The following is a 21,118-nucleotide window of genomic DNA, read 5'->3' on the forward strand; positions in this document are numbered from 1 at the left end:
GAATTTGAGTTTGTAAATTGTTTGACTGTGCTCCCTTCCCTAGGATTTCTTTAGTTTCTACAGGTAAATATTTCAACATTGAATTTAACTTAGTTAATAACTGATTAAATTTGGAATTTCTTTTTTAATAAAAGAATGCATTTTATTCTCCTTGATCATCGTATCAATTAATAAAGAATCTGTAACTCCAAGGATTGTAGCTGCTGTTTGTACTATATTATTACTACTTAATCCCATTATTGTTGGAACAAAAGTTCTTAACATTTTTGTTACTGGATTTTTGTAGATAGAGGCTAATTTACTACTTATTGAATTTATTTCAGCTCTAATGTCATTTATATCATTGTTTGTCTTTGCTGTAGAAAGCCTATTTATAATGTCAGTATATTTGTTAGATTTTTTAAGTGCAATAAGCTTTTTTATATCTATATATTTTATTGTGCTGAAATCGGGTAAATTTGCCAAATTAACAATTGCATTTGAAAAATTAGAGTTTGATGTAGGTATGCTATTTAATAATAGAATATTCTGGTATTTTTTATTTATTAAATCTACGTGATATTCGTTATATTCAGAAATTGCATTAAAGTATTTTCGATAACAGATTGATGAGTTTATGCTTGAAATATCTGATATTGCTCTTTGAATGATTTGATGCGCTTCATGTTCTGAATTTACTAACATATTAAGATTTGATGAAAATTCTATTTCTCCATTCCCTATATTATCTATATTTATATATAATGAATGTAGATTAATTTTTTTGTTTAAATTTTTAATAATGCATAATTTCAGAATTTCTAGGTCTTTCTTTATATCATCTATACAGTAGTTTATTTGATTTTTTATATGTATAAAATTAGGGTTAGTATTGTCTAATCCTTTGATAGAATTGATAATAAAATTTCCATGTTTTTTGAAGAAAGTGGAATTAAAATTTTGAATAATTTTTAATCTAATTTTTTCTTCTATCCATTTTTCTCTATTATGAGGTCTTATAAAAATGAATTTAAATTTATGCTTGCAACCGCTTTTATTTTTAATAAATACTGAACTAGCTTCCGGAAGAGCTACTGAAAACGGATCGAAATGAATCTCTAAATGATTTTGTAAAATTAATCTCCTAAAACCTTTAATTTTAAATAGATCTATCATTTCAATAATATCTGAGAAACCACCTGAAGAAAAATAATAAGTTTTATTTGATAAGAAAATGTCTTTAATTAAAGACGATTTATCCAGATAAACATCATTATTTCTTATTATATGTGACTTTGATATAAAATTTTCAGTATTCAATGTTCACCACTAAGTTTTAAATGTTTAAGTTTAATATTACTTTTATTGAATATAACAAAAAGAAGAATTGAAATCATCATTTTTAGAGATTTGAGCTTTGGAAGGATAATAGAGCTTATCCTGACTACTGAAAGCAAAGAGGGTCGGATAAGTAACGTATCAGGAAAAATATTGTTACTTTTTTCTTTCCTTGTTGATTTGTTTAAAATTTGGGCATTGTTACTTTTGACTTTAAATTTTTTTGACTAAATCGTGAGCGTTGAAATTTTTGCATTGCTTTTAAATTTTGTGAAAGTTAGACTGCTTTGCAGAAGCAGTCTGTGTTAACGAAACATTTGTTAGCAGAGCAAAGGAGGATAAGGATGTCTTTTGAGCAAGTAGATCAAAATAGGTATTGTATTACATCAATTGATTTTGCAGATTTATTAAGTATTACAAGACAATCTGTTCAAACTATGCTCCAAAAATATGACCCTGAACGCTCAGCTTCAATTTCCCCCAAAAACCGCAAGCCAATTCTAGTCTATCCTTCTATTTCAAGAAAAATTTTAATGGATAGAGGTTATAAATATCAGAAAAAGGCAATTGCTTTTCAATTATTAAAAGGTGGGGTTGGAAAAACAAGCCTAGCCAAAAACTTTGGTATCAGAGCTGCTGGATATGGTTATAAGGTTTTATTTATTGATATTGATCATCAATCAAATTTAACTTCATCTCTAGGTGTTTACTCTCAGCAATATTTAACTTTAATTGATTGGTTAGATAATAAAGTTTCGGATTTAAAAGAATTAATAGTTCCTGTATCAGAAAATATTTCCATAATACCTAGTTCTATAAGAAATGCAGATTTGGCGGAGCAAATTCAAAGAAGGCAAAGAAATATAGCAAACTTATTTTCTGTTCCCTTTTCTGAGCTTAAAAAAAACTATGATTTAATTATTTGCGACTGTCCTCCTGCTATTGGACCGCATGTAGCGGCAATATATTTTGCTGTAGATACTGTTGTTGCTCCAGTAGTTCCAGATGAGTTTAGTGATGAAGGTCTTCAGGAAATGTTTTCTATTTGGAAACGTTTAGGTGCTGAATATTCAAAAAATATAAATATAAAAATTTTAATTAATAAGCATGATACTAGAGTTAAATCTTCTTGTGAAAAAGTTTTATCTTTGATGAGTCATTATAAGGACTTTATGTATCCCTTGTATGTTAGAAATTCTTCTGATTTTTTAACCGCGTCAAATCAAAAAAAGAGTCTTTGGGAACTTGGTAAATCAGCAGGAACTGCTTCAGAAGATGTTGACATGATAGTAAGATATGAGCTTGGTTTGGGTTTTAAAGAATAAATTGAGAGAGATAAATTATGGCATCTCTATTGGATCTTGAAAAAAATGCAAAGCAAAAAGGTTTTTCACCAACTCAAAGAAATATTAAAGAAGTTGGTGCAAGTGAAGTTATACAAAGTTATTTAGTAGGTTATTCTTCTGAAGGAGCACTTAAAAAAAGTGTAGATAGCTTAGATGGTTTTTGTTCGTATTGGGAAGAGCAAGCTAAAATCAGAGATAACTTATCTAATGCTGTTGATTATCTAAATCAAGTAAATATTATTTTTAATTCATATAAAACAATAAGAAAAAATTTAGATGGAACTATAGCTTATCTTATAGGCGATTGGTTATTTAGTTGTAGAACTCGTTTTTTTCCAAACGATGATAGAAAAACTAGAGGTTTGTGGTCTACTTTTTTAAAAGATAATTTATGTAATGGTTTTGAGAAATCAACAGCATATGAATTCATGGCAATTGCAGAAAAATTAAAGCAATATAGGTTAAGTAAATTGCCAATTCATACTTTGAAAGCATTATTACGCGCTCACAATAGTGGTGTAGACATTAAATCAATTGATGTAGCTTTAATTTCTGCTAAAGATATTTTAGCATTAAGGGAAAATACCAAGGATTCTTTTAAAATATTCAAAAGTAATATGGTTAAACTAAGGAATGAAATAGATTCTATGACAGAAAAATTTATGAGATTAGAGAAAACTGATACTGATAAAAATGAAGTTATAAAGCTTAAAAATAGTATTGAAAAACTTCAAAGAATACTGAGTTCATTCCACACAGTGGAATGAAAAGAGGTTAAGAATTTGTTTAATTTAGAGGAATTTACATTTGCTATAAGAAAGAAAAAGTTTCATTCCACGACGTGGAATGAAATTTCGGAGTTTTCTATGGATCAAGAATATATTAAAAAAATTATACTAACCTATCCCGAAGCAAATGGACTACCTGAAAATATAATACAAAATATTGCTAAAATCGCAGTTCTTCAAAATAAAGTTGATAAACCAGCTTGGATATTAAAGATGGTTTATGATGCGAAAAAAAAGTTTGAGCAATCATTAGCAGCAAAGAAATTAAAAATAGAATCAAAAGTTCAAGAAAATAAAAGTTCTATTAAAAGAGAAAATCTGAAAGAGGATAAAGTTTTATTTTTTAAAAAAGATGAATTGGAGCATCATTTACCTTATATTAAAAACCTAAGAGGATATTATCCTAAACTTTCAAATGTAACTTGGTTTTACATTCTTGAGAATTATGCTCAATGGCCATTAATTGTTATGTCTATATTTCCCGAAAGAGATCGCCTCTTTCCACAATGGACTGTTCAATGTGCAGCAACATTAAGTGATATTGGATTAAAGAAAATATTAGAATTAAATCTTCATAAAAATGCGGATGAGCTTTATAGATATTTAAAAGAAAATGGAAATTTTAAAGATCATCATATTCATCGGAGTAAGTATATTTCATTTGTAAAAAAATTTGATTTTTCTAAAAAGAAAAAAGAAAATAATACTTCAAATTCAGAAACTTTGGGAGTTAAAGAAATAATTAAGAGTTTATAAAAAAAGAAGGCCCAGTACACATTAGATGCAACTGAACCGATCCTCAAAAACCAAACAATCAACCTAATTTGAGGATAGCTATGTTGCATCAATAAATCAATAGGATTTTTAGATGCAACTGAATTTTTTTCGGAATACCAGTCAAATTTTATTCATTTATGAAGTAATATTGACTTATGTAATTAATAAGACATCTTTTTCTTTATTATTCAATCAATTAAAAACTAAAATAACTAAGGGGGCTGTTAATGGAGCAGCTCACTAGTTATTTACATCAAGCAATATGTTTAAAGCCTAAAAAAGAAGGCGGACGATACATATTTAAAAAATGGGTGAAAGTTAAAAATGGGAATAAAATACCAGTTAATTGCAAAAAATCCGCTAGCCCTGACCTACAATCAACTTATTTTGTGAATCCGGACAAAACTGAAGTATTAAGATACATTCGATTGGATATTGATTTTAATAAAAGTCGTGATGAATTTAAAAGTCCAGATAATAAGCTAGATTGGCATTTAATCCAAGAGCGTTTAAAGCAATATCCTAAACTATTTGAAGCAATTGAATACGTAATAAAAAGCACATCAGGAACTGGTTTTCATATACTTTTTGGATTAGCGCCATTACCACTAGACGAACGTACAAATGGAGCTCAAATAAGCGCAAGACAATTGCAATACAATCTAATTCAAATTTTTAATGAGATTGGAATAGGAGCAGATCCAGCCGCATTAGGATTAAAGCAAGATTTTTGCACATATAATAAGAAAAAAAGCCTTGTTTATCATAATGAAATATTAACAAAAAGAGTAGAAAAAGAGGCAAAAAAACCAAACTATTTAAAAATAGATGGCGCTGAAGTTTCAAATAAAAAAGAACCATTTATAACTAATTTATTAAAACATACTGAAAATATAGTAGAAGAATTAGAGATTAATTATAGATTATATAAAGATATTAGAGTCGAAAAATCTTTTTCAAAATTATTTTTATACTTAATGGGTCTTTATAATCCAAAACAATTTGATAATAAATCATTTTTAATCGGAGAGAAAAAACTCATTGATTTAAATTTACCGTATGTTTCAGCATATAGTATGATTGAGTTAAAAAAAGAAGAAATAGTTAAATTGATGGATATTAATATCAGAACCGCTAATATTTATTTTAAAATGGATCGTTTTCATTCTTTATTTCATTTTGAAGAGACGATAGACAATACAATAAGGATAGGCTGTAGGCAGTCTAAAATCGTTTTGAAGCAAATAGATAGAGCTCAAAAGGTACTAGCAGCTAACACTTCTCAAAATAGAATTAAATTAAAAATAATTGAACCATTTAAGGTACAAGATGGAGAAAGAAATTTAGCAATTGTAAATTGGGCTATTGGGTACAAATGGAATGGATATTCTGAAATCCAGACATTAAATAAAATAAGTTTACGTGTTAAGTTAATCCCAAATTTTGAAACTTCAAAGTCGTGCAAAGAAAATCAGTTAAAATGTACAGTTCATTCTATATTTTCTAATAGAAAAGAATTGTTTGGAATAGGAAAAATAATTTTACCATCTTGGATGGAAGACGATAAATTGTTCCTTAAACGAGCAGCAATTAAAATTTCAAGGCAAGATAAACTTAGTTTTAGATTAAATATCGAGCAAAGTAACATTATAGTAACAAAAGCTTGCTTTATTTTGAGGCCATTAACTTCTAGTAGGAGTGAAACTCCGTGGGGTTTTTCTTGCGGAGCTGTACAGAGCTTTCCACTAAGCATTACAAACAAAGAAAAAATGAGTATTTCTTTTAAAAAGGTTCAAAATTTTTCTCCAAGTGAATTAAATTTCCAGGGTCCAACAGGGACTTTGCTTTCCTTTCCTATAAAACAAACAAATGTAAAAATAAATGCAGTCACTTTTAATCAACGCATTGGATTTTTTTATGAGGGAAAAATGCTGCTTTGTTTGGTTAAAAATAGGCATTATAAGTTAAAAAATGTTTTGCCAAAGCTTAAAGATCTTTTAGGTAAAACAGCTCATTTAAATTTTATTTCGGTGATACATATGAGGAAAAATACTAAAGCTTATCAAATTCTAGCTTCTCAACTTTACAGCAAAAACATAAATCCAATAAATTCAAGTCAGATTTGCGGTTATAAATCTTCTAAAGCTGAAAATTTGAACTCTTATTTTATAAAAAGAGCGAAATATCTTGGGGTATCACTTGAGGAATATTTGAGAGGAACGCAGCAGCCAATTCACAAAACAGAATTTGAAGAAGAAAATAAAATTCCATTTTAAATTTTTAATTTCTATCTATAGAAATTAAAATACTTTCTATAAACTTTTTTAGTATAATCAACATATTCATGTTATTAAAGGAATATTCTTATAAATCTCTTTCGGAGAAAGTTGCAATCCTCCGAAAGATTCGATATTTTTATTTCGGAGGATATGCAAACTTTCCGAAAAAGGTATTTATAATGGACTCTAAATTTGAAAAATTTATTCGATTAACTGAATCATCAAATGATCATGAAGCATTATCTGCTTTGAGATATGCTCAAAACCTTTGCATAAAAAACGGAGTAAATTTTTCAGATTTTATAATCAATAGTAAAGATTCAAGAGATAATAATAAAGAAGCACAGTTTTTAAAAAGACAAATATTAAGCCTTTCGTATGAACTTGAAAAATTAGAAGATAAAATAGAATTTATTACATTAGAAAATCAGAAATTAAAGAAGAGAATTCAGAATGCTAAGGGAGCAAAAAATTTAAAAGAAAAATATAAAAAACTAAAGGAAGATTTAGAATTTATTGAGGAAGAAAATGAACTTATAACTAAAGTTTCTGAGATTTATGAAGAAGTATATGATTGTGAGCCTTCAGAAAAAGATAAGATTTTAAATAATTTAGTAAGAAGTTTTATAGTAAATAAAAGGATTAAGCTAAGTGAAAGTGAGTGGAAATCAACGAATGAACTTTATGAAAATTTTTTAGATTCATGTCATGATGTTAGGGTTATGTCAGTTAAGAAATTTTCTCAAATTTTAAGTAACACTCTTGGAATTAAATCAGTCAAAGGTGGTAAGAGAAAAGATTTAATGGGTTTTAAGGTAGAATTCAAACCTTATGGATATTTTTAATTGATTTATGAACTAGTAAACAAGTTCGTTCTTTTTTTAGGTAATACTAGAAGTCATATTATTTAAAATTCGAGCTTAAATTGCCTAAAAACGGTTTTTGATTAAAAAGATTGAAAATTAAGGAAAACTTATGCTTCTTTAGAATTCATTAGAATATTTCAAAAAAACTAGCAGTCTATAGACTGCTAGTTTTTTTGAAAGAAATTTCACATTCATATCCGAAAGATTCCATTATTTCACAAAATTTTGTGATAGTCGGATCTTTTTTGCGTTCTTCGTATTGTGAATAAGAGGATCGAACAACATCAAGTCTTGAAGCAACTTTTGATTGTGAGATTTTTTCATTTCTTCTTAAGGCTTTAAAGATGAATGAAGAAAAGATTTTATGTTCTAAAAATTTTAGATTGAATGTTTTGTCTTCATTTATTTTAATCTGATATGGTTTTTCTTTTTCATCATGAGTATTGATGATTGCATCAATATCTTTTATTAAATTATCAAAAAGTTCGTTTTGAGTTTTTCCAATTTGAATAATACCTAGTTCAGACATACTTCCAAGCCAGTTTCCATTTGACTCTCTATACTTCCCTGTAAGATTCATAATTCATCTCCAAAAGATAAAATATAGCAGTCTATAGACTGCATGTCACGTTAATATCATACATCTTTAAATTTCTTTTATGATTGTTTGAATTGATAAAAATCAAATTTTTATATTTATATTTTTGTTTCTTTAGTCGCATTAATTTTTGTAACATTTATCTACTATTTTAAAAAATTAATAATTTTAAACTTGAAAAAAAATAAATTATTTAATAATATAAAATCGTTCTATAGAAAGTAATTAAAATGTGAATATTTCTTTATTTAAGCGAGGAATGAGCTGTGGCATTAAAGTTAAGAGCAAATGAAGAATTGAAAATTAAAGTTGATTTCCATTGGTCGTCATATCTTGTACCTGGTTTATGGGCATTTGCAATTACCATTGGATTTATTAGCCATGTTATTTCTGGTGGTTCTAATCTAGTAATGATATTAATTATTGGTTGGGGTCCACTCATTTATAAATTATTGGCTAATCGCTGTAAGGATTATTCCGTAACAAATCAAAGATTATATGTAGAAGAGGGAATTATTGCTAAAAAAAAGAAAGATATACCTCTCCAGAAAATTAATGACCTAGAGGTTTCTCAAGGAATTATCCAAAGAATGCTTGGATCTGGAAATATTCTAGTTTTAACTGGAAATGATAAGCCAACAAAACTTACAAATATAGATAATCCTGAAGTATTTAAAAATAAGATTAGTGAAATAACTGGTCAAATTTCTCATAAAGCAACTTCATCCCACCCATCTTTATTAAATCTTGACGCGCAAAATTAAAAAATAAACATCTTTATTTGTAGAAGATTACATACTGATTTCTCAATCTTGTAAAGAGGTCTTTCTCCTCTTTAATATTACTTTATTATTATTTACCAAATTAAAGGTATATAAAATGTCTTTAAATCATTATAGAAGTTATTTAACTACGATGTTAATATCTTTCATTGAGTGGTTTGATTTTCTTATTTTTGTTTATGTATTTATTCAACTTTTTAATAATAGTGAAATTGTAATATTTCAGAAGTTTGGAATATTAATAAGTTTTTTTGCTAGACCGTTAGGAGCATATATATTTGGTAGAGTATCTTTAAAAAAGGGACGTATAGTTTCTTTATTAAATACAATTTATTTAATGTCAGTTGCTTCTTTTCTTTTAATAATAGCAGTCTTCGTAAAAGATAATCTTTTTTTCTGTGTATTAATTACTATAATTGCAAGATTTATACAAGGTATAGCATTGGGCGGTGAATTTACAAATTCTGTGTTATATATTTTTGAAATTGCTAAATATAAATCTACAGCAATAGCTATAGCTGGTTTAGGGGCTGGACTGGGTATGACACTTGCAACTTATGCACCCAATTTATTAAGTAGAATAAAATTTATTGAAAATAAAATCATTTTTTCTTATAGTATCTCTATCTTTATTTCCATTATAGTAATATTTTTTAGAAAAAACATGATAGAACCGATAAAATATTCAAATGATATATCAAATAAAATTAGTAATAATAATATTATGCTAACTCTCAGTGTTTTTAAATATGTATTTCCATATGTGTTTATTATTTATTATACACTTTTAATATTTCCTGAATATATTCAGAAAAAGTATAATGTTAGCCCAGAGATATCAGAAATTTGTTTAACCTATTTTAGCTTTTTTACAACAATAGTTCCAATTTTATTTGGTATATTAAGTGACAAAATTGGTGTCGAAAAAGTTTTAAGATGGACAAATATTTCAATAATTTTATTTATTCCGTTGTATCATTTTGTTAACAACTATTTTGTACAGATAAATATTTTATCAATTTTGGTATCATCTTATTGGGCTACATCTTTAACAAAACTTTTTTCAAAATCAAATATAAATCAACTATATATGTCTTTTCCTGTTATTTATAATTTATTAGTAGCAATTATATCAACACAAATAATTACGTTTTTTAATATTAGATTGGAACATGATTTTGTGTTTTCTTTTTTTCTGATACTGATATTTGTATTAAGTATAAATGATAATTTTAGATTTAATAAAAATATGGTTAAAAATTAATCAATTCGTTTTTTAAGAGAAAAATAGATTTTGATTCAACACATAATATATCATCATTATTTTTGACCTCACCAATAAGAGAAATTGTATTATTATTTATTTTTTTATTCTCACGAGTTTCAAAAATGTATGTTTCATTTAGAATTAATGGATTATAATACTTAATAGTATTTGTTAGTGTTATGCCAATTTTGTCATAATTAGTCATTATAAACCATCCCATAAGGCCATCTAATAATGAGAATGATATGCCACCAAATGCGAAATTAGGAATTCCCATATGTTTTTTTTCAATTTTATATTTCAATATAAATTTTCCATCTATTATTTTCGGTTCAGCATTTAGTCCATATGGATTATTAAGAGAAGAAAAATAACTCTTATAATTATGCTTATTCTCCCAAGTTTCAATTGTTTTTCTTAAATTGTCAATATTCATGCTTCTGCTTTCTAATTATACACATAATTGGAGAAATAAATTCAAATTCTGCATTAAAAATAAAAGATTCGTCATCTGAGTGCTCAATATTTGAAACAGATAAATTAATTTTTTGAATATCAATATCATTAATTATATTTTTAATTATTTTTATTTTTAGAGTATTACATTTTTTGATTTTAACTATACATGGTTCTCCTATAAGATTATCTGGTATTTTCTCTAATATAGGCCATCCGATACAATAGTCTCCTGGAAAAATTATAGGTTCCATATCTTTTTTAAAAGTTCTTGCAACTAAGGAGTTAGGATAACATTCTTTTGTTATTTCTTCTAATTCGCCAATAAATTTATTAAACTTAATAATATGATCACTTTGATTTTCATTGTTTTTAATTTGTAATATTTTACTTTCATTGAAATTATTAATAAAATATGGATATTTACCATTACCAGTTAATAACCAATTTTCAGTAACAAATAAATTTTCTTTTAAGTATATATTTATAATTTTTAAAATATAATTTTGACTTATATTTCTTTCATTATATTCAAGTTTTTTTTGTGTAATTTCTGGAAAGTTATATTTTTCTTCCAAATATTTTCTTGATCTTTTTATTAAATTTCTTAGATATTTAACTCTATCTCCGAAATTTTCCAATTTTTTCATTTTATTTCTTTCATGAGATAATTCTCAATTTTCTTCTATATGATAAATACTGTCAATATATTTTTTAGATGATTTTATTAAATTTTGTCTAAGTTCATTAAAATAAAAATTTTTTCTAATATAAGTATCTGTAAAATCAAAATCTAATATGTATGTATGATAGTATATTGAAATACTGATTTTTTCATTTAAAGCAAAATACTCCATTCCTCCATTTTTCATTCCAAATCTAGCTCTATTCTCTCTCATTTTTTCTCCATTTCTTGAAATTCCATGGATTTCTTCATAGCATGCAATCTCATGAGAACTTTTTTTTATCATATTTGATTCAAATACATCAACAGTATCTATTTGAATCCAATTTTTTTTAATATAATCATTAATAAAGCTTGTATTTGTAGAAAATGCAATGTTTGATTTTGTATTTATATTGCAAATAGCGTAACTAATATTATTAAATCCGTAAGAAAAATTATCATGCAATAATTTAAGAATATCATTTTTTTCTTCTTTGAAGTTTAAATCTTTTATAAGATGAATTTTATTCATAAAACTCCTTTTTATATTAATATCAATAATTAATTCATATCATTCGTGTTTTTTTAGATCAACCATCTATTATTTTTTAATAAAACATTAAAATTTTAAATATATATCAAACAATATAAAATGTTATATTGTATCTAAAAAAAAGATACAATATAGTTGACAGTATCTTTTTTTTAGATTATAAATTTTTTATAAATAAATTTTCTCAAGAATTGTAGGAGAAAAAAATTAGTAAAGTTTTAGATATTTAATTAATAATTTATAGAAAAATATTAATTAATTTTGTCATTTGATAATTTCAGCGCCCTGAGTTCGTGGGAAAGGGTTAGCCTATAAGTTGAATTATAATAGAGTGATTAATTGAAATTACTCTTCAATTTAAATTATTAAATAAAGTATTAATGCAAAAATAATTTATTTAATAATTTAAATATGAATTATAAACTTAAAATATGATATGAAATTTCTGTATAATTTAATTATGTGTTTCTAAAATACATGAAAGGATAAAAATGTCTTTATATTTGCAAGATGTCTTTAGAGTTTCTTTATTAAGTATTGTTTTTATTATATCAAGCTGCGGTAAAAAAGGTAGTTCAAATACAAATGATTCCACAAACGAAAGCACAAATACGACTGTTCTTCCTCAAGTCATATTACCAAATGAAGATACCCTAACATTATATAAAAAAAATGGCAGCGAGAATACTTTTTATAAATCAACAAATCTAGGTGGGCTTGGAGTTGAAACTACTGAAGACAAACTTGATTTATATTCAGGAATACCTGTTCAAGTGAATTCTAATTATGATACAAATGTTACGATAGATATAATTGATAAATCAGATCAAGAATGTAAAAATATATTTTCATATTCAAAGTATAGTCCTCAAATCAATATAAATCTTCCAAATTTTATAAAACCTTTAACATGCAATTTAAGCATAAATTTAAATGCAAAGAGTATTAAAACTGGAGTAGTTGAGAATCCGTCGATTAGTAAAATTAAAGTTCGGTTTAATCTTACAATGAAAGCTTACATGTATAGTAATGACAAGAATTATTTGAAATTTTCAGGTCAGCAATATCCTGACGATTCAAAATTTCGTGAAATAGTAAGTCAGATTAAGTCAACTAGAAAAGTTTCAATAACAAATTTAAGTTTAGATAATTTTAATTTCTTAGAAGGTGCAAAAGATTATATCCAGACGTTTGAAATTAGCAATTCTAGTATTGGTGATTACAATCTTTTTAAAGAATTCAAAATTTTAAAAGATGTATCTTTAAATAAGCTGAATATCAATGATTCAAGTGCAAAAAAAATACTAGGGATGTTACCGAAGCTTGATAGGTTATCAATTCGAGATAATTTGTTAACTAGTTTAAGAACTATAATTGATACAAAGCCTGATTTGATTTCTCTTGATGTATCTGCTAATCCGATACAAAATTTATCAGAAATTAAAGCTCTAGCTAAATTAAATACAGTTATATTGCGAAATATGAATCTAACAACGCTGCTTCCATTAAATAATGTAACACAAATAAAGGATCTTGATATTTCTGAAAATCCACTAAGAAGATTTACGGATGTGGATACTGGATATTTATCTAGTTTAATAAATTTGGAAGCTTTAAATGTTTCCGTCGACCGAGATAATCCAAATTCTACTCCAATTACCGATAAAGTTTTGAGCGACTATTTTAGATCTTTTGTTTTAGATAGTAAAACACAAAAACTTAAAAAGTTCATAGCAAGAAATAAATGGGAGAAAAAATATAAGGATTGTAATATGATAAATGATTTTGAAAGAAATATTGGCTCAATTGATTATTTAGAAAATATTGAATATTTAGATTTACATGGAAATGGTTGTGTAGACTCATTAGGATTTTATTCTGGTTTAACTTCTCTTCCTTTTATGAACTATCGCAAAATAAAGTATTTGAATATTTCAGACGCTCCAGTGAGAGATTTTAATCGTGTTATTGATTGGCGAGATAATAATATTACTTTTGTATTTAATGAAACACCTTGGAATTATGATGCAGGGGTGTTCATGACAAAAGAATCTTGTTTATCAACGTTCCCTACAGGAAATAAAAATCGTCTTCAATGTGAAGGTCTAGATCCAAATTTCAAAAAAAATTAAAAGCATGATTAATAAATAAAATCCAACATTTAAAATTAAATATTTTTTTTTCACATATTTTAGTTCTTTTCTAAGGAGGAAAAATGATAAAGAATTATTATTTATTTATTTTAGTTTTAGTTACAACAAAATTTCTTTTTGGCTGTGGAATTGAACCAAAAAATGATACAAATTCAAAAGATATAACGGTCTTAAAAACTCCGAAACTCAATATGTCTGCTTCAATACCGCTGGATCCCATTTATTCTTCTCCAACTCAAATAAAGCTTAATAAAAGTATTAATGTAAATACAGAATCTAAATCAGAAGTGATCTATAACGAAAGAGGAAATCTTTTTACAGCGACTAAAAATGGAGGGCTCGGTGCTGATTTTGATGACGAAAATAAATTAGCTCCATATTCAGGAATTCCTATTAAAATAGAAAAAAATGAAATTACAGGAGACCCAACTATTGAAATTTCTGCATCAGGTGTTGTTGGCTCTGCAAATGACGAAGCTTGTCCAAATTTATTTAACTATAATAAAGCAGAAAATGTTATTTCAATTAATACAAAAAACATTACTGCATTAACTATTTGTAAAGTGACTATTAATGCAAGCTCTGCTGAAGATAATAAAGTTTATACAGCATCAACAAGTTTTGAAATTGTTTTAAATTTAACTTTTGCAGGATATTATAGGTTAAATGATAAAGGCGCTTTATATATTAAGAAATATTCAGGTATTAAAAGCTCTGATTTAGATGACTCTATTTTACGTATTTCCCAATATTTAAAAGATAAATCTAATCAAGATTTAAATTTAAATTATAACCCTGATTTAATCCCATTAGACGAGAAATTTACAACTTTCGATGCGATTACTGCTGTACAGTCTCTGACTTCACTTTATTTAGCAAATACGAATTTAAATAATTTAAATGCAATAATAAATCTACCTAATTTAGTATTACTTGATATATCTGGAACTAAGGTTGACCCTAAAGATTTAAGACTTTTAGCAAAATTGCCTAACTTAAAAAAGTTATCTGTTCGTGATATGGATATTAAGGATATTTCTATTATAACAAAATACCTTCCAAATCTTGAAGAACTAGATATTTCTGAAAATACTAAAATTGAGAATTTAGATAATATCAAAAATCTTAAAAATTTAAGAATATTAAAAGCAAAAAGCATTGCTCTTAAGACTTTAAAGCAGTTAGAAAATCTTACACAAATTTCAGGTTTAGATATTTCAGGAAATGATTTTTCAAAAATTAAAAATGAAGAATCCAATATTTTAATAAATCTTTATAAATTAACATCATTAAATATATCAAACTCTAAATTTCCTGATGAAGTCTTAAATAATTATTTTAATTCATTATCTGCAAGTCGTTTGATTTCTTTTATAGATAGAAATAAATTTAATAGAAATACAATCGGAGATTGTAATTATAATAATTTTAGTTTAGTTAAGAATATTAAATATTTAATTAATTTAGAATATTTAGATTTAAGTGGAAATAGTTGTCAGATAGCAAATGATAATTATCAAGGTTTAACTTCGCTAGATTCATTTAAAAAAATGAGTCTTTTAAAAACATTAAACATTTCGAATACTGCCGTTTCAAATCTTGATGGAATAAAAAATTTAAACATTAATAACCTAATTTTAAATGAACCAGACGATAATGGTTTTTATAAACCTGAAAATGCAATTATGGTTACAAAAAATCGTTGTAAGGAAGTTCTCGGACAAAGCCAAAAAGCGTGCAATTATCTTTTTGATGGATCGGAAAAATCAATTGAATTTAAAACTCCAGGCGCACAATTTTGGACTGTTCCAGCTAACGTAACATCAGTCAAAATTGTAGGATGTTCTGGAGCAAATGGGGGAGCTGGCGGAGGCGGTGGTGGAGCCGCTGGGGCAATATTTGGTGGATCATGGGGTGGTAGCTCATGGGGAGGCAATGGAGGAAATGCAGGAGCTGTAAACGATGCAGGAGCTGTAGGAGGTGGTTCAGGGCAAGCAGGAAGACTTTGTTATGATCAAAACAATGAAACAGTTTGTGTTCCAACAGATAGGAACCATTTAGATTCTTGGCAACATGGCGGTTCAGGTGGATCTGGAGGTCTTGGAGTCATAACAAGCTTTGGAAATCAAAATTTTTCAAATCCATCACAATATATTTTGCGAGATCCAAATTTATCTTGTGTAGGTGGTGTTAGTGGTTCAGGTGGTCCTGGTGGGACAAACTCTCATATATCAGGTTTAATTGGTGGTCCTGGTGGCGCAGGAGCGACCCCTGCTTACTCGTATGGATGGTCATCTAAAATTGAAACATACACGGTGCAGGTAACACCAGGTCAAACAATTCAAATTAATGTCGGTGCAGGAGGTTCTGGCGGCGGCGGCGGTGCAGGCGGATCAAAGCAAAATGGAGGTTATTATCGTGGCTCCCATGTTGGAAGTCCTGGTTCTGGTGGAAGTTCTGGCTCGGATGGATTTATAAAAATCTTTTACGAATCATTATAATAAAACCACACAAAATATAAAACAAAAACAAAAAATAAAATGATTATAGAATATAAGTTTATTTTATAATCATTTTTATATTCAAATATTACAGCATAATAAGGTATTTAAAATGAGATTAAAACTTAAAAAAATGATGGCGTTAACAGTATTATCCTTAAGTACATTTGCAAACTCATCGGCATTCAGTAATGAATATAACAGCGAAAATATAATATTATCAAAAATATCTTCAGAATTAGCCTTTTTAAGGAAAGAAACAGAAGAAAACAACAAATCCAAAATACTTATGGAAAGAAATAATAATGATAATATAAGAGATATCAAATTAAAATTAAATTCCATGATTACCATTTTAAATGAGATGTTAGTAAATCAAACGCAAGCTTTGGAGTTGCAAAAAATTAAAATGCAAACTGGCGGATTCGATAAGGATAATTTTAAAGAAAATGTCAAAGATAAAACAATCGAAAAATCAAATGAAAACAATAAAATAAATGCAAAAACTATAAAAATAGAGAAGGAAAACGAAGATCTGATTTTAATAAATTAAAATCCATAAAAAAATATGAAACAAAAATAATCATCAAATCGGCAATTATATTGCCGTTTTTTTTATAACAATATGAACCATTTTGGTGAAGGAAAGTTATGAGTCATGAAGCAAAAAAAAGCAATAAATGTAAATGAAATTAGAAAAAGAATAAATTTAAGTTTTTCATTAAAGGATACGGATGAATATAAAGTTATTTTGATATCACAATATCAAATGAAAATTAATAAAAAACAAACTCTTACAGGAGCAAGTCTTTTAAAATATCTAATTATAAAAGGACTAAATGAAATAAATAAAGAATTCGGAGAAGTGGATTTAGTTTTAAAAAAAGAAGGAGTTATGAAATGAAAGTAAATTTTAAAATTACATTGTTATTATTATCTTTATTAAGTTTTGTAAATAATGCTTATGCTGAATGGTCGTATGCAGGAAAATTTTTAGCAACAACCGCTGCTGGCTGTGCTGTGGGTGGTGCTGGCTCTTATTTTTATGCAAATGGTGCAGGATATGACACACAACCTCGTGCGATTGTAACCTGGATGGGTGCGGCAACGGGATGCTTAACTGGGGCTTTGTTTAGCTATTTATTCTACGATGATGATAGCAAAACACTTGCACAAGTAAACGAACAATTAACAGCAACAAATAATCGATTGCAACTAGAATTACAAAAAAGTGCAAACAATTCAAGTTTTGGTGTTCCCTTGCCAAGCGTTAAATTACCAGATTTAAATTCAACATTAAATTCTTTTAAAATTGCTAAAATGGAATCTATTTATGAAATGGATGTGAAAACAAATCCTACAATTGCAGATTGTTCAGGAGATTATTATTCCATTTGGCTTGATAGTAACGGCTATGCCCATTCAGCAAAAAAAGATGAAAGGCCACGGAATTTGTGGATACCAGTTTCACCAAACCTTGCCATGTCATCATGGCAGTTTATTTATTCTTCAACGGGATGTTTTAAACCACATCCGTCATATGATTACTTTGAAAAAATTGTTCCAGGTTTAGCAAGAATGCTAGAAAATCAAATTGTAATTACAGCAAAAAATAATCCTCAAATTATAAAAGTTGGTGAAAGTAAGTAACAATTTTATAAAGGAAAATAATCTATGAAGAAAATAAATAAAATAATTATTACATTACTATTTATATTTTATCCTCAATTTTCTCATGCAGAAGGTCTTGGAGATATTACAGATAAAATAAAAGAACTAGCAGAAGATATTTTTGGAATGACGGATTCCGTAAGGGTTTTAGGATTGGCAATTCTTGTTTTTAGTATTGTAATTTGGGCATTAATCCCTCAAGTCAGAAAAAAATTATCAGATCATTGGGGGACAGTTGGAATTATATTCGTTCTGTGGGTTGTTATGATGTACTTTGGAGAGAATATAAAAACTGCATTAAATGATTCATTTGCCTTTCAAAAATTAATCAAGAAATAAGGATTAAAATATGGAGCACATGAGAGTAACAAGCTGGGAATTTAATCAACCCAATAAGTTTTTTTTTATGAACGAAAAATCAATTTTAGTTGGTTTTATTTCATTACTTATTGGAATGTCTTTTTCTGACAGTATTTCAAATTTCTTTTTTAGTGATAGTACAATTAGAGTAATAACTCCTTTTATATTTGGGTTTGTAGGATATAAAATGATGGAGTATTTTCTGAATGGAAAATATCCCTCACAAAGGATAGAGAGTATAAAAGGAACAATAATTAGATATAAAGGAATCAATAAAATATGGTTAAATGATGAAAAGTTAGCAAATTATAAATTTTCTGGTGATATCAATTCCTTTTTTGATATTGAAGGCAACGAAATTTTTGGCTTTGAAATCACGTTATCACATGATAATTCATTAAAAACATTTCAAAACATCGTTGAAACGATTTTAAAAGATTTAAAACCACTGGATCAAATTCAATTTATACGTGTCAGCAAAGATTTAAACAAAGAAAGTCTTTTTGAAAAAAATCCAATTTTAAAAGAAAAAAAAGTAAAACAACAAAATTTTTATATTTTCTTTTCAATTTCAGATACAACTTTAAAATTAAAAGAAAGTATTAGTAATAAGGTAATTTTAGGAAGGAGGTTAACCCGATCCGAAATCTCAAATCTAGCAGAATATATATTTGCACCAAGAAGAAAACCTTCGGGAAAAGATTTACCTTTTTATTTAATGTCGATGTTTTTTAATGATAAATATTTAGAAACAAGTTCGGATAATTTTGTTACAGCTTCTTCAAGTTTAGCAGCTTTACCAAAGCATTATGTTACAGAACAATTTAAAAATTTTTTAGATCCCATAAAACAATTAGATAGTATCATATCTGTTAAATTTACGAAAAACATGAACGTGATGCAATCGTTTAAAGATACGCTCAATATCTTTAAATTTGAAAATCTTGATTTTAGAAAAAAATCAAATCAAAAAAAATTGGAAGCTTACGAACAACAAAAAATAGACGCATCTGAAGGGAAACAAACAAAATTATTTATGCATTTTTCTATAGTCGTTACTGGAAATAATAATGACGTTGAGAACGGTCTTCTAGAATTGGAAAATAATGCAGATGAAAGCGAGGTAAATTTTCGTCCTGTATTTGCAAGGGAAACTCATTTCTTAAAAGAAGTTTTGCTTTCTATCCTTCCAGGCAGTCGTAAAAATAATAGATTTAAAGAGCTTAAAGTAAACTCAACAGAAGAGGCATTTTTATATATCCCAAGCCCAACATTAGCAAATGATCTAACAGATGATAGAGCATTTCCGATGCGAACAATTGATAATGCTCTTTGGTTATTTCCTTATTATAAACCTAAAACAACTTTAATTTGTGGTTTGCCTGGGTTTGGGAAATCCTTACTTGCCTCCTTATTCTTTTATGCAAATATTAAATCGTATCAAAATGGATACCCTGCTGCTGGCTTTGTTTTAGATCTTGGCGACTCATTTCTTTTTCTTGAAGATCAACTTGCTGATTTTATTTTGCAACTTAATTACGATAATAGTGTTGGTAAATATAAGCCTCTTGAAATTCATCCACTTGAACTATTTAAGCCTTTTGGAGACAGAATAAAATATGCCCAAAGGTTTTTGTGCAATATTATGGGATTTGATCCAAGTGATAAAACACAAAGTTTTGCTACTGATGGGGAAGTTGTTAGTAAAAGTTTAGAAGAATTTTATCAGAATAATTTATCTAATCTCACAGATTTTAAAAAAATATTGGTAGAAAAATTAGAAGTATTTTTTGCGAATTCAGTGCAAAAGCAAATAAAAATGTCGAATTGGGAAGAGTTTATAGCAAGACTAAATGTCTTTTGTAAAGGAGGTTTAAATGGTGAAGTTTTTGAACCAGAACATCCCAAATACAATGCGGATGATATAAAAAATGTTCGCTTTTTTTATGCAAGTAAAAACACCCAAACTAAAGATGATGTTTCTTTAATTTCTGCTTTTGCTTCTCTAGTGATTTCATTTGCCGATCTCATGGAAGAAAAATTTAAATCTGGCGGTGAAAATGATGCTTCAAACTTTTTTTATTGTGTGGATGAAATGCAGTGGTGGTCGGAATATATGCCTCACACTTGGTTTCGTGAAAGAGCAAATCAAAATAGAAAATTTGGGGCTTCTCTTTGGCTTATTACACAAAACCTTGAAAATTTAATTGTCCCACGTGCGGAACTGGAAAAGAAAACAATTTCAAGTCCGTACGCTTTGCTTGAAGCTGTTCAAAGATTCTTTTTTTATACACTCCCACAAAACAATGAAGTGGTTAAAATATTGGCAAAAGAATCCTTAAATGAAAAAGGAATTGCTTTAAAAGGGGGGCGTGTTGAAAAAATGCATCAAATCGCCAATCGTATTTCTGAAATAAAAAATATTATTTCAATCAAGCGTGATTCGCCAATTAAATTAGATCGAATTGTTGGCTACTGTGACGAAGAACTAAATTTAATGCCTGTATGTGTAGATATAGATAAAGAACAACTCTGGGCATTTACAACCCATGATGGGGCAAGGTCTATCCGTAAAAAAGCTTTGAAGTATTGCAGATTAACCTATACAGAAACATGTAAATTACTTGCAAAATGGCCTGGTCAAATTCCAGAAAATCAAGTTTCTAAACAATATGAAAATGACATTCTAAAAACTGCATTTGATTTAAAAGAAATTAGTCTTCAATAAATGAAGGGT

Annotated in this window: 19 protein-coding genes; 14 read left to right on the forward strand and 5 right to left on the reverse strand. The window is 27.3% G+C overall.

Going from position 1 to position 21,118, the window contains the following annotated elements; all coding sequences use genetic code 11:
* Positions 1 to 93: 93 nt before the first annotated feature.
* A complete protein-coding gene (locus GCL60_RS10030; protein WP_153420521.1) occupies positions 94 to 1,299 on the reverse strand; it encodes a hypothetical protein in 1,206 nt (401 codons plus the stop codon).
* 362 nt (positions 1,300 to 1,661) lie between these two features.
* Between GCL60_RS10030 and GCL60_RS10035 the strand changes: the two genes are divergently transcribed.
* The 5 genes from GCL60_RS10035 to GCL60_RS10055 all read left to right on the forward strand — a co-directional run bounded on the left by GCL60_RS10035 (position 1,662) and on the right by GCL60_RS10055 (position 7,352).
* A complete protein-coding gene (locus tag GCL60_RS10035) occupies positions 1,662 to 2,642 on the forward strand; it encodes a ParA family protein (protein ID WP_153420522.1) in 981 nt (326 codons plus the stop codon).
* Positions 2,643 to 2,659: 17 nt separating this feature from the next.
* Positions 2,660 to 3,430 carry a hypothetical protein gene (locus GCL60_RS10040; RefSeq protein ID WP_153420523.1) on the forward strand — a complete coding sequence of 257 codons (771 nt, stop codon included), beginning with the start codon at positions 2,660 to 2,662 and terminating at the stop codon, positions 3,428 to 3,430.
* Between the two features lie 99 nt (positions 3,431 to 3,529).
* Positions 3,530 to 4,207: a hypothetical protein gene (locus GCL60_RS10045; protein ID WP_153420524.1), complete on the forward strand. Its 678-nt coding sequence runs from the start codon at positions 3,530 to 3,532 to the stop codon at positions 4,205 to 4,207.
* A 248-nt stretch (positions 4,208 to 4,455) separates the two neighbouring features.
* On the forward strand, positions 4,456 to 6,504 hold the full coding sequence (locus tag GCL60_RS10050; RefSeq protein WP_153420525.1) for a hypothetical protein: 2,049 nt from the start codon (positions 4,456 to 4,458) through the stop codon (positions 6,502 to 6,504).
* 182 nt (positions 6,505 to 6,686) lie between these two features.
* Positions 6,687 to 7,352, forward strand: coding sequence for a hypothetical protein (locus GCL60_RS10055; RefSeq protein WP_153420526.1), 666 nt, complete (start codon positions 6,687 to 6,689; stop codon positions 7,350 to 7,352).
* 175 nt (positions 7,353 to 7,527) lie between these two features.
* Here GCL60_RS10055 and GCL60_RS10060 read toward each other — a convergent pair whose 3' ends face one another.
* Complete coding sequence (locus tag GCL60_RS10060; protein ID WP_153420527.1) at positions 7,528 to 7,953, reverse strand: helix-turn-helix domain-containing protein; 426 nt, start codon at positions 7,951 to 7,953, stop codon at positions 7,528 to 7,530.
* Between the two features lie 284 nt (positions 7,954 to 8,237).
* Here GCL60_RS10060 and GCL60_RS10065 point away from each other — a divergent pair, with 284 nt between their 5' ends.
* Both GCL60_RS10065 and GCL60_RS10070 read left to right on the forward strand, forming a co-directional pair.
* A complete protein-coding gene (locus GCL60_RS10065; protein WP_153420528.1) occupies positions 8,238 to 8,735 on the forward strand; it encodes a PH domain-containing protein in 498 nt (165 codons plus the stop codon).
* Positions 8,736 to 8,850: 115 nt separating this feature from the next.
* Positions 8,851 to 10,017, forward strand: a complete 1,167-nt coding sequence (locus GCL60_RS10070; protein WP_153420529.1) for an MFS transporter — start codon at positions 8,851 to 8,853, stop codon at positions 10,015 to 10,017.
* Here the strand turns inward: GCL60_RS10070 and GCL60_RS10075 are convergent.
* From GCL60_RS10075 to GCL60_RS10085, 3 genes are read right to left on the reverse strand one after another with little or no spacing between them, the layout of a single operon-like run.
* Positions 10,007 to 10,456 carry a PaaI family thioesterase gene (locus GCL60_RS10075; protein WP_153420530.1) on the reverse strand — a complete coding sequence of 150 codons (450 nt, stop codon included), beginning with the start codon at positions 10,454 to 10,456 and terminating at the stop codon, positions 10,007 to 10,009. The two genes, GCL60_RS10070 and GCL60_RS10075, sit on opposite strands and share 11 nt — an antisense overlap.
* Positions 10,446 to 11,126 (reverse strand): hypothetical protein, encoded by a 681-nt coding sequence (locus tag GCL60_RS10080; protein WP_153420531.1) that lies wholly within the window; start codon positions 11,124 to 11,126, stop codon positions 10,446 to 10,448. Before GCL60_RS10080 ends, GCL60_RS10075 begins: the two co-directional genes overlap by 11 nt.
* A gap of 24 nt (positions 11,127 to 11,150) precedes the next feature.
* Entirely contained in the window at positions 11,151 to 11,675 is a 525-nt protein-coding gene (locus tag GCL60_RS10085) for a hypothetical protein (RefSeq protein WP_153420532.1), read from the reverse strand.
* A gap of 512 nt (positions 11,676 to 12,187) precedes the next feature.
* Here GCL60_RS10085 and GCL60_RS10090 point away from each other — a divergent pair.
* From GCL60_RS10090 to GCL60_RS10120, 7 genes are all read left to right on the forward strand, one after another.
* Positions 12,188 to 13,828 carry a leucine-rich repeat domain-containing protein gene (locus GCL60_RS10090; protein WP_153420533.1) on the forward strand — a complete coding sequence of 547 codons (1,641 nt, stop codon included), beginning with the start codon at positions 12,188 to 12,190 and terminating at the stop codon, positions 13,826 to 13,828.
* Between the two features lie 83 nt (positions 13,829 to 13,911).
* Complete coding sequence (locus GCL60_RS17470; RefSeq protein ID WP_153420534.1) at positions 13,912 to 16,350, forward strand: leucine-rich repeat domain-containing protein; 2,439 nt, start codon at positions 13,912 to 13,914, stop codon at positions 16,348 to 16,350.
* Positions 16,351 to 16,462: 112 nt separating this feature from the next.
* Positions 16,463 to 16,903: a hypothetical protein gene (locus GCL60_RS10100; protein WP_153420535.1), complete on the forward strand. Its 441-nt coding sequence runs from the start codon at positions 16,463 to 16,465 to the stop codon at positions 16,901 to 16,903.
* Between the two features lie 105 nt (positions 16,904 to 17,008).
* Positions 17,009 to 17,254, forward strand: coding sequence for a hypothetical protein (locus GCL60_RS10105; protein WP_153420536.1), 246 nt, complete (start codon positions 17,009 to 17,011; stop codon positions 17,252 to 17,254).
* Positions 17,251 to 18,000, forward strand: a complete 750-nt coding sequence (locus GCL60_RS10110; protein WP_153420537.1) for a hypothetical protein — start codon at positions 17,251 to 17,253, stop codon at positions 17,998 to 18,000. Before GCL60_RS10105 ends, GCL60_RS10110 begins: the two co-directional genes overlap by 4 nt.
* Before the next feature lie 24 nt (positions 18,001 to 18,024).
* Complete coding sequence (locus tag GCL60_RS10115) at positions 18,025 to 18,360, forward strand: hypothetical protein (protein ID WP_153420538.1); 336 nt, start codon at positions 18,025 to 18,027, stop codon at positions 18,358 to 18,360.
* 10 nt (positions 18,361 to 18,370) lie between these two features.
* Complete coding sequence (locus GCL60_RS10120; RefSeq protein ID WP_153420539.1) at positions 18,371 to 21,109, forward strand: hypothetical protein; 2,739 nt, start codon at positions 18,371 to 18,373, stop codon at positions 21,107 to 21,109.
* Positions 21,110 to 21,118 lie beyond the last annotated feature (9 nt).

Origin of the sequence: Silvanigrella paludirubra, from assembly GCF_009208775.1 — a bacterium.
Lineage (GTDB): Bacteria > Bdellovibrionota_B > Oligoflexia > Silvanigrellales > Silvanigrellaceae > Silvanigrella > Silvanigrella paludirubra.

Coding starts and splice junctions, on each gene's coding strand:
- GCL60_RS10115 (WP_153420538.1), top strand. CDS start 18,025: ATGAAGAAAATAAATAAAATAATTATTACATTACTATTTATATTTTAT.
- GCL60_RS10085 (WP_153420532.1), bottom strand. CDS start 11,675: ATGAATAAAATTCATCTTATAAAAGATTTAAACTTCAAAGAAGAAAAA.
- GCL60_RS10100 (WP_153420535.1), top strand. CDS start 16,463: ATGAGATTAAAACTTAAAAAAATGATGGCGTTAACAGTATTATCCTTA.
- GCL60_RS10075 (WP_153420530.1), bottom strand. CDS start 10,456: ATGAATATTGACAATTTAAGAAAAACAATTGAAACTTGGGAGAATAAG.
- GCL60_RS10080 (WP_153420531.1), bottom strand. CDS start 11,126: ATGAAAAAATTGGAAAATTTCGGAGATAGAGTTAAATATCTAAGAAAT.
- GCL60_RS10050 (WP_153420525.1), top strand. CDS start 4,456: ATGGAGCAGCTCACTAGTTATTTACATCAAGCAATATGTTTAAAGCCT.
- GCL60_RS10090 (WP_153420533.1), top strand. CDS start 12,188: ATGTCTTTATATTTGCAAGATGTCTTTAGAGTTTCTTTATTAAGTATT.
- GCL60_RS17470 (WP_153420534.1), top strand. CDS start 13,912: ATGATAAAGAATTATTATTTATTTATTTTAGTTTTAGTTACAACAAAA.
- GCL60_RS10120 (WP_153420539.1), top strand. CDS start 18,371: ATGGAGCACATGAGAGTAACAAGCTGGGAATTTAATCAACCCAATAAG.
- GCL60_RS10035 (WP_153420522.1), top strand. CDS start 1,662: ATGTCTTTTGAGCAAGTAGATCAAAATAGGTATTGTATTACATCAATT.
- GCL60_RS10110 (WP_153420537.1), top strand. CDS start 17,251: ATGAAAGTAAATTTTAAAATTACATTGTTATTATTATCTTTATTAAGT.
- GCL60_RS10045 (WP_153420524.1), top strand. CDS start 3,530: ATGGATCAAGAATATATTAAAAAAATTATACTAACCTATCCCGAAGCA.
- GCL60_RS10070 (WP_153420529.1), top strand. CDS start 8,851: ATGTCTTTAAATCATTATAGAAGTTATTTAACTACGATGTTAATATCT.
- GCL60_RS10040 (WP_153420523.1), top strand. CDS start 2,660: ATGGCATCTCTATTGGATCTTGAAAAAAATGCAAAGCAAAAAGGTTTT.
- GCL60_RS10055 (WP_153420526.1), top strand. CDS start 6,687: ATGGACTCTAAATTTGAAAAATTTATTCGATTAACTGAATCATCAAAT.
- GCL60_RS10105 (WP_153420536.1), top strand. CDS start 17,009: ATGAAGCAAAAAAAAGCAATAAATGTAAATGAAATTAGAAAAAGAATA.
- GCL60_RS10060 (WP_153420527.1), bottom strand. CDS start 7,953: ATGAATCTTACAGGGAAGTATAGAGAGTCAAATGGAAACTGGCTTGGA.